Raw genomic sequence first — 18,310 nt, forward strand, 5'->3', positions numbered from 1 at the left:
GCCTAAGTTGGCCAAAGTTTCAGCTATAAATTGTTTAGACTTAAAATAAAGGCCCGCTATAAATTAAAAGCGGGCCTTATGTAGAGCTATCTAAAAAGAGTTACTAATTTTTGTAAACTACCCCTGCCTTCATTACAAAAGGAATGTGCTCAAGTGTTGCAATATTTTTAAGCGGATTGCCTTTTACTGCAATAATATCGGCTGCAAAGCCGGTTTTAAGTTGGCCTAACTGCTTATCCATTTTTAATAGCTTTGCGCTATTTACAGTAGATGCTTGAATTGCTTGCAGTTCAGTCATACCAAACTCAACCATGCGAGAAAACTGTTTAGCATTATCGCCATGCGGGTAAATAGCAGCATCGGTGCCAAATACCATGTTTACGCCGGCGTTCACTGCACGTTTAAAGCTATCACGCTGTACTTTAGATACTTGGCGTTCTTTATCTAGGTTTTCCTCATCTACGCCATTTTGTTCGCCAAAACTCAATGTATATTCGGTATTGTAAATATCCATTGAAAGCCAAGTACCATGATCTTTAGCTAATTTAATTGCCTCGTCATCTAAATAACTGGCATGCTCTACGCTATCAACACCGGCTTTAATTGCGGTTTTTATACCATCTGTACCATGAGCATGCGCGGCTACTGGTAAGTCGCGAAGGTGCGCTTCATCTACAATGGCTTTCATTTCTTCAAACGAGTACTGCTGTGCACCCAATTTAGTTCCTTTTGAAAATACTCCCCCTGTGGCACAAAATTTAATGGCGTTGGCTCCGTATTTAATATTTTCGCGCACTTTAACGCGTACCGCCCATGGACCATCGGCAACGCCTTGCGAGGTATATTTAAGCTCAGGTGGCAAACGGTTGTTATCACAATGGCCGCCGGTAATACCTAAAGAGGGGCCTGCTGCCCAAATACGAGGGCCAATTATATCGCCTGCATTAATTCCATCGCGTACTGCAATTACGCTGTAACCTTCTGCGCCCACGTTACGCACAGTAGTAAACCCAGCTTCTAGGGTTTTTTTCGCAAAGTATGCTGCTTTTACAGCCATACGCGGTATCGATTGTCCTACACGCTCACTGCGAGGTACCGTTGGATCGCTGGTTAAATGCACGTGCATGTCCATTAATCCTGGCATAAGTGTCAGTTCAGGCAGCTTAATATGTTCATCCCCTTTATTAAGCTTAGGCGTTTTATTGCTATCAATTGCGGTGATCACGCCATTATCTATGGTAACTAGGGGCGACTGTATTAACTTACCACTTTGAACATCAAGCATTGCCTTAGCAGATACATAAGTAACAGCATAGGCATTCATACTGTTTAAACATAAAAGTGCGATAGAAGCAGACAGTAGTTGTTTTTTCATATTAGGGGGTCTTTTATTAGTATTTTAAATTAACTCGACTTTACCAACCTAAACACAAACTGCAAATAAATAGCGATGGCTGTTATCTATCGTAATTTCTTTATTTAGTTGATGTAACTACGCATACTCGATAAGTAAATTTTAACAAGGGATCAGCATGAAATTAATAAACTTGGCGGTTATAGCCAGTGGTGTACTGCTTGCTTTAAGTGGTTGCACTAATATAAATAAAAGTAAGCATGAAAGTAACACCACCAGTAGCCACGCGCATTTGAGCATGGCTAATACTGCCAAAGCAGTGGTGTCAGAGCTTTCAGCACAACAACAGCTTGATGTACTGGTAGCGCAATATTACGATGAATCGCTTATGTTTAGCCCTCTCAGTGCCACTTACAATGGCCGTAATGAGTTTAATAACCAATTTACGCCTGTTATTTCATCGGCTAGCCGTGATAAAAAAGCCGCTTTTTATAAAAAATATCAACAGCGCTTATCACTTATAGATAAAGAGCAGCTAGTAGGACAAGCATTATTAAGCTTTGAAATATTAACTCAAGACTTAGCGCTTAAGCTTGAAGGAATGCAATACCCAGATTATTTACTGCCAATTAATCAAATGGCAGGGGCACATAACACCTTTGCTGGTTTTGGCTCGGGACAAAGTGCACAACCTTTTAATACAGTTGAAGATTACAGCAACTTTTTAGCCCGAAGTGAGGGCTTTATTAATTGGCTTGTAAGTGTGCAAGAATCAATGGCGCAAGGCATAAAGCTTGGCGTAGTGTTACCAAGGCCACTGGCTAAAAAGCTGCAACCACAATTTGCAGCCCATCTGGTAACTGACGCTGAAGACTCACTATTTTGGGCGCCAATTAAAAACTTCCCAGAGTCGTTTACAGCACAGCAAAAGCAACAAATTACAGCACAATATAGAAAATTGATTATAGAGCGTTTAGTACCTGCATATAACAGCATGAGCGAGTTTTTAGCTAATCAATATATTCCTAATAGCCGAGAAAGTGTTGGTTATAGCGATTTACCTAACGGTAAAGCGTGGTACGAATACCAAATTAAAAAACACACTACGCTTAGTTTATCTGCCAACGAAATTCATGATATTGGTTTAAGTGAAGTAGCGCGTATTTTATCGCAAATGAAAAAAGTAAAAGAAACAGTTGGCTTTAAAGGTGACTTATCTGCATTTTTTGACCACTTACGTGATTCGGACGAATTTTATTACAACACGCCGCAAGAGTTAATAGCGGCATACGAAAACGTAAAACAAAAAATTGATGCGCGTTTGCCACTGCTTTTTAACATAGCACCAAAAGCGCCATACGTTGTAAAAGCAGTAGAAGCTTACAGAGCACAGTCGGCTGCGGGCGCATCTTATGCGTCTCCAGCACCAGATGGTTCTCGCCCAGGTGTTTTTTATATTAATACCTATAACTTAAAGGCGCAGGCTAAGTTTTTACTCGAAACACTATCGATTCACGAAGCAGCACCTGGGCATCACTTTCAAATAGCATTACAGCAAGAAATAGATGGCCTGCCAGATTTTCGTAAATTTGGTGGCTACACCGTATTTGCCGAAGGTTGGGCGTTGTACGCTGAAAGTTTAGGGAAAGAGCTTGGCTTATTTACCGACCCGTATATGTGGTATGGGCGTTTATCAGATGAGCAATTACGCGCTATGCGTTTAGTACTCGACACTGGTTTTCATGCAAAAGGCTGGACGCGTGAGCAAGGTATTGATTACATGCTAGCTAATTCGTCTATGGCTAAAAGTGATGTAATAGCCGAAGTTGAGCGTTACATAGCATGGCCAGGCCAAGCGTTGTCGTATAAATTAGGAGAGTTTAAAATTAGTGAGCTGCGCGACTACGCACATAAACAGCTAGGTAATAAGTTTGATATTAAAGCGTTTCACACGCAAATACTCATAGATGGCGCATTACCTATGCCAATTTTAGAACAGAAAATAAAGCGCTGGGTTAAATCAGTACAATAATGCTTAGGCAAAGCCCTTACCTGCAAGGTATTGGCTTTGCGCCATTTGCAGCAATACGGTAGAATGCGCGCTCTTTAGGGGCGCGAGTACATTATGTTTGATCAACAATTAGCAAATACACAATTTTGGCTTGAAAAAAGCCTAAGCGACATGAACCAAAATGAATGGGAAGCCATTTGTGACGGCTGCGGGAAATGCTGCTTAAATACCTTTATTGATAGCGAAGATGAAGATGAATTTACCGCCACCGATCAGCTACGCGAAGGTGAGCAGTTAATATTTACTAATATTGTGTGTCAGTATCTCGATAATAATACCTGTGGTTGTAGCGAATACGAAAATCGTCAAACGCTGGTACCATCTTGTGTAAAACTTACCAAAGAAAACCTCAAAGATATCTTTTTTATGCCACAAAGTTGTAGCTATCGCCGTTTGCACGAAGGGCGAGGGTTGGCCTCGTGGCATCCGCTGTTAAATAATGGCGACAAAACAAAAATGCATCAGCAGGGCATTTCGGTAAAAGACAAAACCGTAAAAGATTGCGACGTTAAGCTCGATGACTTTGACCTATATATAGCAGAGTGGCCAACCAAGGATAGTGATTAATGAGCAAGCAACAGGCTGTTATTGGTTTATTAAATCCCAAAAGCCCAACTAATGTGGGCGGTGTATTACGTGCTGCAGGTTGCTACGACGCACAGCAGGTGTTTTTTACCGGAAACCGTTATTTAAATGCACAAAAGTTTCATACCGATACAAAAAATGTGGTTGAACGAATTTCACTAACTGCCACCGATAATTTAGAAAAAGTAAAGCCACAAGGTGCCACGGTTGTGGTTATTGAGCTAATTGAAGGTGCAACGCCACTGCCTGAGTTTACCCACCCAGAAAACGCATTTTATGTGTTTGGCCCAGAGGATGGCTCAGTGTCTAAAGACGTTTTAAAGTGGGCCGACGAAGTCGTGTATATTCCTACTATTGGCTGCATGAACCTCGCCGCCACTTGTAACGTGGTGCTATACGATCGTTTAGCAAAACTAGGCGGCGTAGAGAGCAGCGATACTACAATTATCAATTCGCGCGATACCAATAATAAAATGAAATGGGAAAAAGCATAGCGCTTTAGTCGCTGTGCAGCGTATTTTAAAACGACATAAATCTCCCGCAGTTAAGCGCCAATCAGTAATAAGCCTCGCAAGGGGCTTGTATTTTTAAGTACACAATTTAAACAACACACCTTAATCTTCCCGATCCTTCTAAGTTCATGAATAATCATAATTAAGCCTTTATTACTGTTTTAGCTCTTTTGTTGCTCGTAAGCTTTAATAACTAAGACATTTAGTTAAATATTTGCTAAAACTGTAGGTGCTAATAATAACAATTAAAAAAGGGCACTTATGTTTGGCACGTTAAAATTTACCTCTAAGGTCACTATTGCTGCATCACTGGTATTAGTGTTGGTACTTGGTGTTTTTACAATTAATAACTATGTATCTATGCGTAATCAAACCGAGCAGCAACTTGCTCTTGTACTGCAACAAAGTTCAGAATCTGTTTCGCAAAACATTGCTAATTGGCTAAATGACAAACTGGCAATTGTTATTGCCATAGCAAAAACGCACCAACCTGGTGATAGCAAAGCGCTTACCCTTACACAGCTTAATACCGCTGAGTTGGCCGGAAACTTTAAAAATACCTATATTGGTAAATCCAATGGCGTGTTTATATTAAACGATCAAAGCGTAGTATTGCCCGCTGATTTTGATGCCACGTCTCGCCCTTGGTACAAGCTAGTAGAAAACAAAGAAAATACTGCCTTTACTACCCCTTATATAGATGTAACCAGCAATGAACTTACTATATCTGCGGTTGTGCCGATGCAGCAAAATGAGCAGTTTATTGGTGTAGCGGGCGCCGATATAGAAATGAGCATTATTACAAAAATTATTAACGATATAGATTTTTTAGGCTTAGGTTACGGCTTTTTAATTGACAGTAACGGCCAAGTGTTAAGCCACCCTAACAGAGCACTTAATTTAAAAAATACTACTGAGTTATTTGGTACCCACACTGCTTTGCAAAGCGAATTTACAGAGTATCAAGTGGCAGGGCAAAGTAAGCTTATATCGTATACAAAAATACGCGGTATAGAAAACGTTGACTGGTACTTAGGCGTGGTAATCGATAAAGATAAAGCCTTTGCCAGTGTGTCGGCCTTTGGCAAAACGGCCGCTATATATATGCTTATTGGTATCGTTGTTATCATTATTATGATGCAACTATTATTGCGCTATTTAATGCGCCCAATGCAGCGATTAAACGACGCTATTAAAAACATTGCCCAAGGTGAAGGCGACCTAACGTGTAGATTAGAAGTTGAAAATGAAGACGAATTTGGCGAGTTAAGTCATTCTTTTAATTTATTTATTGAAAAAATACAGCACTCTATTGAACAAGTAAAACACACCACAGAGTCATTAGATGTGGCTATTTCGAGTTTAGTCGCGCAAACCGACTCAACATTATTAATGTACGAAGACCAAACTAAACGCACCGACAGTGTAGCAACCGCAATTAATCAGTTTTCTGCCACCGCAATGGAAATATCAAACAGTGCTGAGCGTGCCTCTAAGTTAGCTAAAAATGCCGATCAGCACTCAGCGCAAAACCAGCAAACACTCAGTAATAATGTGGCCAGTATTCATCAGTTATCAAAAAATATGGAACAGGCACAGCAAACTATTAATAGCTTAAATGTGCATACAGCCAGTATTGGCCAAGTACTTGAGGTAATTAAAGGCGTAAGCGAGCAAACAAATTTACTTGCCCTGAATGCCGCAATAGAAGCTGCACGGGCTGGTGAAGCTGGGCGAGGTTTTGCTGTAGTTGCCGATGAAGTTCGCCAATTAGCGCATCGTACTCAGCAATCAACCCAAGAAATAGAAGACACCGTAAGCCAATTACAAAAAGGCTCTAATTTAGCGGTAGAACTAATGAAAACCAGTTTAAGCGACAGCGAAACAAGCGTGCAACAAGCCGATGCAGTAGGTGTTGTAATGCAGCAGATTATAGATGCAATACAAAAAATTAGCGATGCGAATCATGTTGTAGCTAGTGCAACCGATGAGCAAAATCAGGTTGTTAAATCCCTCGATTCAGACATTCATAATATTAGTGAGCTTTCAATACAGGGCAAAGCTAATTTAAACCGTACCTTGGATGAATGCACCAAGCTTAAACAACAATTTAGCGATTTAGAGCGTATGGTTAAAAAGTTTAAAGTTTAAAGTTTAAAAACAATCGCTAACAACAGTTTAGCTATTAACCATTATAGTATGTGTAAATGCTGGTGGCTTACATTAAGCACGGGCTGTTAATACGGAGGAGCAAATGGCTCAAAGTAAACTTGTTTATGTACACGACCCTATGTGTAGTTGGTGTTGGGGTTATGCACCAAGCTGGCATAAATTAAAAGCTGCTCTTGAGAGTAAGCTAGTAGTTGAATACAAAGTGGGAGGGCTTGCACCTGACAGCCAAGATCCTATGCCACAAAACATGCAGGATATGCTACAAAACACCTGGCATAAAATAGCAGCGCAATTGGGGACTGAGTTTAATTTTGACTTTTGGCGCAACTGTAAACCAAGGCGCTCAACGTACCCAGCGTGTAGAGCGGCGCTTATTGCGCGTAAAGCGGGCAAAGAAAGTGCAATGGTTGCAGCCATTCAGCAAGCTTACTATTTAAATGCTCAAAACCCCTCAGATGAAAGCACATTAATTAGCTTAGCCGAGCAAATAAGTTTAAATAAAGCGCAGTTTGCAAATAGGCTTCAATCAAAAGAGCTTAATGATGAGTTAATTGCAGAGCTTAATTATGTACATAGTTTGCCCATTCAGGGTTTTCCATCTTTAGTGCTTATTAATGAGGGTAGCGCGTACCCAATAGCAATAAACTACACCGACTGGCAAAAAACATTAAACCAAATTAATGCTATTTTAAGCTAAATAGCCTGAACTCAGGTTAAGTATTGCTAAATTATGCGTGTTTGGCTGCCAAACACTCACTCCCCTTATAACACTTGTTACACAACACTCCTTACACAGCACTTCCTACACAGTCCCCTTAGACAGGCTATTTATTAACGCTGTCATAAAAGCGACTTCTTTGCGCAACATGCTTGTCATTTTTCATCTATACACTTTCGCTCATTGAAAATATTTAGTTTTTAATTGTTTGTATCAAACGTTTAAAGCTAACAAAAACAAACTAGCAAATCTGCTAACTAACGAGTAAAGGTGTATGCGATGAAAGGCGTTAAACCATTAATTATAGCTGGTATTGTGGCCGCAAGTGCCGCTGTACACGCAAACGATTTAAATAAGGTTATTGATAAAAGCAGTGAAATTACTAAATCGGCTGCGCAATCACAAACAAAAATAGACAAGATTGCAGATTCAATGCAAGGGCGTCTGCAACAGTTTAAAACTCTTAATAAAGAAATTGATGGTTTAGCTGTGTATAACGCTCAGCTTACAAAACAGTTAAATAACCAAATTGCAGAAATGCAATCGATGAATCTCTCTATGGATCAGGTTTCAATTATTGAGCGTCAAATTACGCCACTAATGATGCGCATGATCACCGGCCTTGAACAGTTTGTATTACTCGATGTACCATTTTTAAAAGACGAACGTGAAAAGCGTTTAACCTCTTTAAAAGCCATGATGGAACGTGCCGATATTACCTCTAGCGAAAAGTTCCGCCGCGTACTCGAAGCCTACCAAGTAGAAGTTGATTATGGCCGTACTATTGAAGCCTACAGCGCACTGCTTGAGGTAGATGGTAAAGAGCGCGAAGTCGATTTTTTACGCATTGGTCGCTTAGAGCTCATTTACTTAACCCGTGATAGTAAATTAGCTGGCAGCTGGGATACACAAACAAAAACGTTTGCAGCACTTCCAGACTCAACCATTAGCCAAATTAATAAAGGTTTACGCATTGCGCGTAAGCAACTTGCCCCAGATATGTTAACTCTGCCAGTTCACGCAGCACGATAAGAGGTCGAAAATGAAATTGTTTACTCAAATGACAAAAATGGCCGTACTTGCTGCAAGTATAAGTTTTACATGCGCAAGTGTAGCAGCAGAGCCAATGGATTTAGATTCATTACTTAAAAACCTTGAACAAGGTAAATCTGCGCAAAGTGTGCAAAATACTCAGCGTGAACAACAGTTTACTGCGCGTCAAAACGAGCAAGTAAAAATGCTAAAAGACACGCAAGCAAAGCGTAGCCAAATGCTTAGTGAATCAGAGCGTTTAGAAACACAGTTTGAAGAAAACGAAATTAAACTGGCTAATTTAACCGATACTCTATCAAAGCGTATGGGATCACTTAAAGAATTGTTTGGTGTGTTGCAACAAGTGGCAGGCGATTCAAGCAATAAGTTTGCTACCTCTGTGGTATCGGCAGAAATACCAGGGCGAAGTGTTTTTATGGACGATCTGGCACAAAAAATGGGATCTACTTCACAACTTGCTTCAATCGAAGATATTGAAAAAGTGTGGTACGAGCTACAACGTGAAATGACCGAGCAAGGCAAAGTGAGCCGCTTTAATACTCAGGTTATTATTGAAGGTGGTAACAAAGCAGAGCAAGAAGTTGTGCGTGTTGGTGCTTTTAACCTTATTTCCAACGGTAAATATTTAGAGTACAGCCCAAGTACAAATACGCTAAGTGAGCTTACTCGCCAGCCCGTATCGCGCTATACATCAACCGCAGGCGATTTACAGCAGGCTAAAAACGGTATTGTACAGTTTGCACTAGACCCAACCGGTGGCTCAATTTTAGGTTTACTAGTACAAGCGCCAGATACCGCTGAGCAAGTACACCAAGGCGGCGCTGTTGGTTACGTTATTTTAGGTGTGGGTTTATTAGCACTGTTAATTGCAATTGAGCGTTTCGTATCTTTATTGCTAGTGGGTGGCAAAATTCGCCGTCAACTTAAAGACACGGTTGCTCGCGACGATAATCCACTAGGCCGTGTTATGAAAGTAAAAGACGACTACCCAAATGTAGCCTACGACACCCTAGAGCTTAAATTAAGCGAAGCTATACTGCGTGAAATGCCAAAAATAACCCGTAACTTAACCCTGATTAAAATTATTTCAGTAGTGGCTCCGCTGCTAGGTTTACTTGGTACAGTTACCGGGATGATCAATACCTTCCAAGCCATTACCTTATTTGGCACCGGGGATCCTAAGCTCATGGCAGGCGGTATTTCACAAGCGCTTGTAACAACAGTACTTGGCTTAGTTGTGGCAATACCCACAGTATTTATTTACACCATACTCAACACCCGAGCAAAAAGCTTACTGCTTATTTTACAAGAGCAAAGCGCGGGCATTATTGCAAAACGAAGTGAAAAAGGAGCATAAACCATGGTGCTATTGATTGATTCAATCAATGCTATCCGTGATTTTCTCGACACTGGTGGCCAAGTTCTCTTGGTCATTGGGGTGTTAATCTTCGCGATGTGGTTATTGATACTCGAGCGATTTATTTACTTTTTTAATGGTTTTCGTGGTTACAAAAAAACCATCAAAAATAGTTGGCTTAAGCGCAACGAGCGTAATAGCTGGAATGCAGAACAAATTCGCCAAGCGATGATCTCACGCGCCAGTATGCGCCTTAACGCTAACTTAGCACTTATTAATGTGATGGTTGCATTGTGTCCGCTACTTGGTCTACTTGGCACAGTAACAGGAATGATTGAAGTGTTTGATGTTATGGCAATTACAGGTACAGGCAGTGCGCGCTCTATGGCGTCGGGTGTATCTAAAGCAACTATTCCAACTATGGCAGGCATGGTCGGTGCGTTATCTGGGGTATTTGCCTCAACGTACTTACAACGCCGGGCTAAACGTGAAGTAGCGCTACTTGAAGACAGCATGGTTTTAGACCATTAAGCAATTATTAATAAGTGGCTCTACCTATAGCCACTTATTTCAGGAGAATAAAAAATGAGAGCCCCATTAGGAAACCTATTTCAAGAAGACGAAGCAGAAGAAATAAACATGACCCCCATGCTAGATGTGGTATTTATCATGCTTATTTTCTTTATTGTGACCGCCTCATTCGTAAAAGAGTCGGGTATTGATGTTAACCGCCCCGAAGCCGCCACTGCGGTTAAAAAAGAACGCGCTAATATTTTGGTCGCTATTTCAGACACAGGTGAAATTTGGATTAATAAACGCCAAATAGATGTGCGTGCGGTGCAGGCAAATATTGAGCGTTTAAAAGCCGAAAACCCACAAGGGAGCGTGGTTATTCAAGCAGATAAAAAGTCGACCACGGATACTTTAATTAAAGTAATGGATGCAGCGCGCGCCGCGGGTGTGTTTGATGTGTCGATTGCGGCCCAAGAAGCCTAAGGGTTAGCCATGCGTTATTTAATAGCATTTGTAATAGCCATTTTAGTAACCTTTATGCTGTTTTTAAGCATGCAGGCACTTATTACTGGTGGTGAGGGCGCAATGAGCGAACCTGCAAAGGGGAACGTGCTTGACTTTGTACGGCTTAAAAAAGAAGAAAGCTTACAAACAAAACAGCGCAAACCACAAAAACCACCCACACCCAAAGAGCCGCCACCACCAATGGAGTCACCAAAAATGCAAAACAGCGATGCCAATGCAAAAGCTAATAATTTTGACTTTGCGGCCAATGTTGATGCCGAGGTGAATTTAGCCGGTGGTTTAGCCCTTGAATCAAGTGATGGTGAATACCTGCCCATTGTAAAAGTGGCGCCAGTGTACCCAAGGCGCGCACTGTCTCGTGGGATTGAAGGCTACGTTATTGTTGAGTTTACAGTAACCAAACAAGGTACAGTTCGCGACCCTCAGGTATTAAAGGCAGAGCCTGAATCGCTATTTGACCGAGCGGCGATGGATGCAGCCCTTAAATTTAAATATAAGCCCCGCGTAGTTAATGGTGAAGCCGTTGAAGTTGCGGGAGTACAGAACAAAATATCTTTCCAGATAAGCGGTTAATTTTTGGATTAATTAATTCAACCTATTATTAATTCAATCTATCGATGGATAGAAAAGCGAGGCGATGATGAAATTACAACCAATAGCAGTTATTTTTAAATTAACACTTTTTTGCACCGCAACAATAAGCGCAAGTATTGTAACCCCCAGTGCACTTAGTTTATTACCAGGTGTGAGTGCTTTTACAGCGCAAGCCGCAGAGCAAAAAACCAAACGAGTACCGGCCCTGCGTGAAAAAGTATATAGCCAGTTAGCGCGAGCCCAAAAGCTTGCCGACGATGGAGATGTTAAAGCAGGCCTTGAAGCGCTTGATTCTATACAAGATCGCGCATCAAGCATGAACTCCTACGAAATTGCAATGATGCATAACTTTTATGGCTTTATTTATTACAACGAAAACGATTTACCCAAAGCAATAGCCGCGTTTGAAAAAGTAGTCGCTGAGGAGGGTATTCCAGAAACATTACGTTTAAGCACTACGTTTAGTTTGGCTCAATTGGCAATGGCTAACAGTGACTACAACAAAGTAATTACGTTTTTAGACCAATGGGATGCTATTAATACAAAAGATAAGCCAGAGAGCTACTATGTGTTAAGAGCGCAAACCTATTATCAGCTAAAAGACTACCAGCAAGGCCTTAACTATATAACGCAAGCTATTACACTAAGTGACAGCGAAGGCAAAGTACCAAAAGAGAACTGGCTAGTATTACAGCGTGCTATGTACTACTCACTTAATCAAACTGATAAAGTAGTAAAGGTACTAGAGCGCATGGTTAAGCTGTATAACAAACCAGAATACTGGGTGCAGTTAGCAGGTATGTATGGTGAAACAGGTCAAGAAAAACAACAACTAGCAATTATTGAAGCGGCATATCAGCAAGGCTTTTTAACCTCCAAGTCAGATTTACGCCAATTAGCCCAGGTGTATTTATACAATGGCTTGGCTTATAAAGCAGCCATAGTGATGAGTAAAGCAATTGAGGCAGGAATAGCAGAGCAAACCGCTAAAAACTATGCCTTTGTAGCTGAAGCCATGATCCAAGCTAAAGAAGATGCGCAATCGATTAAATACTTTGTAAAAGCGGCGCAGTTATCAAGCAGTGGTAACTACGATCAGCGCTTAGCACAAGTGTATGTAAATACAGAGCAATATGAAGAAGCTGCCGACTCTGCGCGTAAAGCACTTGATAAAGGCAACCTTGATTTTGAATCAAACGCATTTGTAGCTTTGGGCATGGCACAGTTCAATTTACAAAACTTTGATGCCTCTATTTTAGCGTTTGAACAAGCGCAAATACATAAAAAGTCGCAGCGCTTAGCCAAGCAATGGATTAAATATGTAAAGCGCGAAAAAATACATGCTGAAACCCTAAAAACAGCATTACTTTAATGTTTTACTTTTGCGCTAGGTGCTAAATTAATAGCGCATAAAAACAGTTTATAATCGCAACGCCAAACCGCACTAATATTAATTTAGTGCGGTTTTTTTACTTCTGTAAAGTTAACCATATGAATATATTTAATTTATTATTGTCACATAGTGTTTATTAAAATGTAACGGCACTGTCATATCTCTCCCGTATTGTACTCCTATTCGATAACTCAAGTGACCTTAATGCATGAGTGTCGTGCCTTAAAGTGACTTAAGTTATTACTTAATGCGCTAACAAAATAATTAAATACTTTAACGGAGTGAACAATGAAATTATCTGGCTTATTTACGGTTAGTCTAGTGGCTACTGCAATGACTTTAGCAGGCTGTGGCGGTGGTGATATTAACGTTACACCGACTACAGTTGATAACAGTGTAGACAATTCAGTGACTAACCCAGGTGGTGATAATGGTGGCGATACAATAAGTTGTGCCACATACACATTAGATGGAGCTACATTTACGGGTGAAGCAGAAGGCATTAACTGTTTATACAGCCAAGCATTTGCAAGTAATGCAAAAGAAATTACAAGCTCTTTTGTTATCCCTGCGCTAGACGATGGCGGTGCCCATGTATTTGAAGGTGCTTTATTTATTGGTGACGATGTAGACACATCTACTGGCGCCACTATTGATGTTAATGGCCCAACATTGTCTATTGAAGCAGGCGCTACCATTGCGTTTACCAAGCCAGAGAGTTTTATTCGTATTGCTCGCGGTGCAAATATTGAAGCAATTGGTGAAGTAGATAAGCCAATTATTTTCACAAGCATTAAAGAAGTTGATGGTGATGATTCTACCACCGCTCAAATTGGGGATTGGGGTGGTGTTCAGGTAAATGGACGTGGTCATTCTATTCGTTGTACAGCAACAGCTGCGGCACAAGACATGTGTAACCACTCAGCTGAAGGTATTGTATCTTATTACGGTGGTAATGATCCGCAAGATAGTAGCGGTATTCTAAAGCATATTGTTATTAAGTATGCAGGATTTGGTGTTGAAGGTGATGAGCTAAATGGTTTAACACTAAATGCTGTTGGCTCAGGCACAACAATTGATTATGTCCATGTACATAATGGTTTTGATGATGGTATAGAGCTCTTTGGTGGTAGTGTTAACCTTAAACACATCGTTGTTACTGATACAGGCGATGATGGTATTGACTGGGATGAGGGTTGGAAAGGCTATGGACAGTACATTCTTGTCCGTTCAAATGAATATGGAAATCATGGTTTTGAAACAGATGGCGCAAAAGTTGATCCATTATCTGCAGACGCACAAGATTTAGTAACGACTGTTTCTAATCCAACTATTGCTAATGCAACCGTTGTTACTACTGGTGACCAAGGTGCTGAAGGGCGTCGTACTGGTGCCGGTATGGAAATGAAAGAATGGGGTAAAGCGCAATTAGCTAATATGCTGTTTGTAAACTCATCATCTGTAGATGGTGCTGGCTGTTTTGATTTATATAATGAAAAAGATAAATCAGGAGATGCTGGTGTGCATACCAATGCAAACAACGGTGATATCGCATTTATGAGTTCAATATTTGCGTGTGGTAAGAATTTTGAAGACGTAAATACTCCTTTAACAGGCGCGTTAGCAAGCTTTGATATCAATACCTGGTTTACTGGTGGCGAAAATAACCAGCTGATTGGTTTTGCTGATTTTGCAAATGTGCTTGGTGCTGATGGTGTTTCAACTGCAGCAACTATTACAGATTCACAAGGTACTGCGGTAGCTACAACAGCTAAAGACATGAGTGAGGTTGACTCTTTCTTTACTAACGCAGGCTACATTGGTGCACTTAAAGAAGGTGAATCAAGTGAATGGGCTGATTTTGTAGCTGCATCTTTACAACGCGCTAGTAATTAATCTAGACCGGCTCTAATTATAAGGCGCTCTGGCGCCTTTTTTAAGGGAATTTTAGGTTTAGAGGATATAAATATGAAACATCAAAAGCAGTTTAAAACTAATCTAATAACGTTATCTCTGCTCTCCCTTTTTTCTTCATTTAATTCTTTTGCTGAACAGGCACAAGAAATAATCAATGAAGAAGCGATAGAAGAAGTTGTTGCAACAGGTACACGCCTTAAAGGCAGTGCTAGTGCCGTAATTGATGAACGTAAAAACCAGGCATTTGTTGCTGATATAATGGGTTCAGAGCAAATATCTAGAACAGGTGATAGCGATGCCGCTTCTGCACTTCGCCGTGTTACAGGCTTATCGTTAGTTAACGATAAGTTTATTTATGTACGCGGTTTAGGTGAGCGTTACTCAAGCGTGCGTTTAAATGGCGCGGTTGTTCCAAGCCCAGATCTGACTCGAAATGTAATTCCACTTGATATTTTCCCATCAAGTATTATTGAATCTTTAGCTGTTCAAAAAGCCTATTCGCCTAATATGCCTGCGGCTTTTGGTGGTGGTGACGTTAATATCAGGACGAAAAGCATTCCAAGTGATACTTTATTTAAAGTTGAGATTGGTGCTAGCTATAAAGATACAAACGATGAAGGCTACACATACAATGGCGGCAGTGACGACTGGTTAGGTAAAGATGATGGTACACGCGCATTACCTGGAGCCGTTAAAACGGCGCTAAATACCTATATCAATGGCTTGTCTGATATCTCATACAGAAATATAAGAGATGTCGAGTCAAGACGTCAGGGGACTGATATTGGTCAAGCAGCTGCAATAGACTTAAATAAAAGTTTATCAAAAGCACTACCAAGAGATTTTGGCTTAGAAAAAGAAAGCTTAAACCCTGATGCAGACATTAAAGCTGTTTATGGCGACCGATTTGATAACTTATTTGGCCTAGACGGATCTTTTGGTTTCTTAGCATCAGTTGCTTATGAAAATGAATGGTCTAATGCAGAGAAGTTTAGCGCAGTACTTTCTTCTGTTGACGCATCTGAATATGAATGTTCAAAAGATGATTTTACTTGTTACTCTGCCACAGAGAAAGAAGTATCAACCAAGCATAATATAAAATTAAATAGCTCTCTAAATTTAGGTTATAAAATTGGCGGCCATGATTTAACAGCTACCTATATGATGCTACGAGATACTGAAGATGAAGCTTCTGTTTCGCTTTACCAAGAGCCTTCAAAGTCATTAAGCATTGATGCTGGGCAATTACAGCGAAGCCACTTAACCTCTTTTGAGGAACGGGAACTTGAAATACTTCAACTTCGTGGAATGCACAATTTAGAGTGGAGTTTTCTTGAAGGTGTCGGTGTAGATTGGCAATACACTGATTCAACAGCGACGACGAGTATACCCGGCGAGCTTGAAGTAACGGTGCGTGATGAGTACGCCGATGGCGAATATCAACGTACTTTTTATAATGGTAGCTTAGGTGGCAACCCTTATTTGTATCGATTTGTTGAGCTAGAAGACGATGTTGAAAACTGGGGCGTTAATATTAATAAAGTTTTTTACTTTGAGAACGCCGAAGTTGAAATCGCGGGTGGCGGCTATTTTGTTGAAAAAACGCGTGATTACCGCACAGACTTTTTTAACTATCGTTTTAGCCAAACACAGTCTTTAGATTTAGCACAAAGTGAAGAAGAAGCACTGTCAATTGGTAGTTTCTTTGCAAATGATGCTGTGATCGATTCAACGGATTTAGAGTTATTGTTTCAAGAACCTACAGCCGATGATTACTTAGCAGCGCAAATGATTGATGCTTATTATGGCTCTTTTGATATCACTTTTGCTCAAGATTGGCGTTTAAGTGGTGGTGTGCGTTACGAGGATTTCCGCCAAGTTGCCCTCGCTTTTTCTCGCTCAGCATTCGATCCTGCTTTATTGGCAGATAAATTAAGTGCAGATGCAATAAAACAAGCAAGTGTGATGGAAGATGAGTATTTTACTTCATTATCCATGACATACAGTCAGCAGTCGTACCAGGTTCGTTTTGGCTATGGCAGCACGGTTGTTCGTCCTGACTTGCGTGAGTTAAGCCCTGTTCAATTCCAAGATCCGTTGACCGGTTATCGAACGCTTGGTAATCCATTCTTAGAATCTAGTTACCTAGATAACTTTGATGCACGTATCGAATTTTATATGGACAATGGTGATAACTACTCAGTTGGCGCATTCTATAAAGATATAGATAACCCAATCGAAGCATTATTAACCGAAAGTGACGGCCGTTTTACGCTGCAGTTTGACAATGCAGATACAGCCTATGTTTACGGTATAGAAGCAGAATGGTTAACTGAGTTGCATAGTGATTTATTAGGAGGTGCTTTTTTTACTTCTGGTAATTTAACAGTAAGTGATTCAGAAGTTGAAATTGCACAAGAGCAGCGCGCTGACCTTACTAATCTAAAGCGACGCATGACTGGCCACTCAAAGTATGTTGCCAACTTACAATTGAATTACGATTCGCATGATGGCATGCACCAAGCTTCAGTTATTTATAACGTATTTGGTGACCGTATTTTAGCTGCGGGTGTTAACAATTTTGATGACGCTTACGAACAACCTTTAAACTCGTTAGACATGGTTTATAGTTACTACCCAACGTTCAATACTACATTAACACTTAAAGTGAAAAATATGTTGGGACAAAACTTTGAAGTAGAACAAAATGATGTGCTAATTCGTTCTCAAGAAACGCCTAGAGAGCTGAGTTTAAGCTTTAGCTATGAGTTTTAAACCCCTTGAACGACTAAAATAAGCCGTTACAACCTAGCCCTGCCATATGTAGGGCTTTTTACTACCTCAGTTTTAAACGCAGTTATAGTTTAATATTGATTATATAAATGATGTTTTTATATCTCTTTTAACTTAAACATTATTCACTTCATACACACACTCTCTCTAAATCATTTAACTTTAATAACTCTTTAACAAATAACACATAATTGTTGTTTATATTTAACAGGCTGTAATTAAGTTTTATAATTTTATTTTAAAAGGAATAATATCCATGAATTTAATAAGAAAGGTTATTAGCTCAGTTGTTATAGTTGGTTCTTTTGGTTTTGCGAATGATGCTCTAGCTGCAAGATCATGTTCTGTTATTGTTGATGATATCCAGCTAAATCATTCTCAGGTAATTGTGAAAACAACTAATAGTATTACTCACATGGCTAATGACAAGTTAACTTTAGCTTATCAAGACACTCAATTTGGCCAGATCTTAGAAAAGCTTGCTGAAGCAAAAAGTTTAGAAACGCCTGTAAAAATTTATATACTTGAGGAGTTTAATGGTGATGATGCGCGCAGTTGTAGTGATAGCGTTACTGACTATATAGGATCAGTTCATCGCTTCTAATGTACTAAATTGTTTGTAGCCCCATAATTAGTATAGGGCTACAATTTTATATACTACTGACACTTTATAGTTGCATAAAGTTGATAGCATTGGTTTTTACTACCAGTGCTTTTCATTGTCCATAATTGGTTATACCAATCAAAGTTACC

General features: G+C 40.1%; 15 protein-coding genes. 14 read left to right on the forward strand and 1 reads right to left on the reverse strand.

What is annotated here, in order from left to right:
• Nucleotides 1–103: 103 nt before the first annotated feature.
• On the reverse strand, nucleotides 104–1,375 hold the full coding sequence (locus PNIG_RS19325; protein ID WP_089369290.1) for a Xaa-Pro dipeptidase: 1,272 nt from the start codon (nucleotides 1,373–1,375) through the stop codon (nucleotides 104–106).
• A 157-nt stretch (nucleotides 1,376–1,532) separates the two neighbouring features.
• Here PNIG_RS19325 and PNIG_RS19330 point away from each other — a divergent pair, with 157 nt between their 5' ends.
• The 14 genes from PNIG_RS19330 (at nucleotide 1,533) to PNIG_RS19395 (ending at nucleotide 18,161) form a co-directional block, all read left to right on the forward strand.
• Entirely contained in the window at nucleotides 1,533–3,386 is a 1,854-nt protein-coding gene (locus PNIG_RS19330) for a DUF885 domain-containing protein (protein WP_089369291.1), read from the forward strand.
• Between the two features lie 93 nt (nucleotides 3,387–3,479).
• Entirely contained in the window at nucleotides 3,480–3,992 is a 513-nt protein-coding gene (locus PNIG_RS19335) for a YcgN family cysteine cluster protein (protein ID WP_011330139.1), read from the forward strand.
• Nucleotides 3,992–4,504, forward strand: a complete 513-nt coding sequence (locus PNIG_RS19340; protein ID WP_011330140.1) for an RNA methyltransferase — start codon at nucleotides 3,992–3,994, stop codon at nucleotides 4,502–4,504. The genes PNIG_RS19335 and PNIG_RS19340 overlap by 1 nt, the downstream gene beginning before the upstream one ends.
• Before the next feature lie 279 nt (nucleotides 4,505–4,783).
• Nucleotides 4,784–6,673 carry a methyl-accepting chemotaxis protein gene (locus PNIG_RS19345; RefSeq protein ID WP_089369292.1) on the forward strand — a complete coding sequence of 630 codons (1,890 nt, stop codon included), beginning with the start codon at nucleotides 4,784–4,786 and terminating at the stop codon, nucleotides 6,671–6,673.
• A gap of 103 nt (nucleotides 6,674–6,776) precedes the next feature.
• Complete coding sequence (locus PNIG_RS19350; protein WP_089369293.1) at nucleotides 6,777–7,391, forward strand: DsbA family protein; 615 nt, start codon at nucleotides 6,777–6,779, stop codon at nucleotides 7,389–7,391.
• A 300-nt stretch (nucleotides 7,392–7,691) separates the two neighbouring features.
• On the forward strand, nucleotides 7,692–8,444 hold the full coding sequence (locus tag PNIG_RS19355) for a DUF3450 domain-containing protein (RefSeq protein ID WP_058375113.1): 753 nt from the start codon (nucleotides 7,692–7,694) through the stop codon (nucleotides 8,442–8,444).
• Nucleotides 8,445–8,454: 10 nt separating this feature from the next.
• Nucleotides 8,455–9,822: a MotA/TolQ/ExbB proton channel family protein gene (locus PNIG_RS19360; protein ID WP_089369294.1), complete on the forward strand. Its 1,368-nt coding sequence runs from the start codon at nucleotides 8,455–8,457 to the stop codon at nucleotides 9,820–9,822.
• A gap of 3 nt (nucleotides 9,823–9,825) precedes the next feature.
• Entirely contained in the window at nucleotides 9,826–10,353 is a 528-nt protein-coding gene (locus PNIG_RS19365; protein ID WP_089369295.1) for a MotA/TolQ/ExbB proton channel family protein, read from the forward strand.
• Nucleotides 10,354–10,407: 54 nt separating this feature from the next.
• The gene (locus PNIG_RS19370) at nucleotides 10,408–10,818 is read left to right on the forward strand and encodes an ExbD/TolR family protein (protein ID WP_011330147.1); all 411 of its coding nucleotides are present in this window, start codon (nucleotides 10,408–10,410) and stop codon (nucleotides 10,816–10,818) included.
• 9 nt (nucleotides 10,819–10,827) lie between these two features.
• Nucleotides 10,828–11,433 (forward strand): energy transducer TonB, encoded by a 606-nt coding sequence (locus tag PNIG_RS19375; protein ID WP_086999106.1) that lies wholly within the window; start codon nucleotides 10,828–10,830, stop codon nucleotides 11,431–11,433.
• Between the two features lie 67 nt (nucleotides 11,434–11,500).
• Nucleotides 11,501–12,826, forward strand: coding sequence for a tetratricopeptide repeat protein (locus PNIG_RS19380; protein WP_089369296.1), 1,326 nt, complete (start codon nucleotides 11,501–11,503; stop codon nucleotides 12,824–12,826).
• A 309-nt stretch (nucleotides 12,827–13,135) separates the two neighbouring features.
• Nucleotides 13,136–14,743, forward strand: coding sequence for a hypothetical protein (locus tag PNIG_RS19385; RefSeq protein WP_089369297.1), 1,608 nt, complete (start codon nucleotides 13,136–13,138; stop codon nucleotides 14,741–14,743).
• A gap of 72 nt (nucleotides 14,744–14,815) precedes the next feature.
• Complete coding sequence (locus tag PNIG_RS19390; RefSeq protein ID WP_089369298.1) at nucleotides 14,816–17,539, forward strand: TonB-dependent receptor domain-containing protein; 2,724 nt, start codon at nucleotides 14,816–14,818, stop codon at nucleotides 17,537–17,539.
• A gap of 274 nt (nucleotides 17,540–17,813) precedes the next feature.
• The gene (locus tag PNIG_RS19395; RefSeq protein ID WP_089369299.1) at nucleotides 17,814–18,161 is read left to right on the forward strand and encodes a hypothetical protein; all 348 of its coding nucleotides are present in this window, start codon (nucleotides 17,814–17,816) and stop codon (nucleotides 18,159–18,161) included.
• Nucleotides 18,162–18,310 lie beyond the last annotated feature (149 nt).

The organism is Pseudoalteromonas nigrifaciens (assembly GCF_002221505.1).
GTDB lineage: Bacteria > Pseudomonadota > Gammaproteobacteria > Enterobacterales > Alteromonadaceae > Pseudoalteromonas > Pseudoalteromonas nigrifaciens.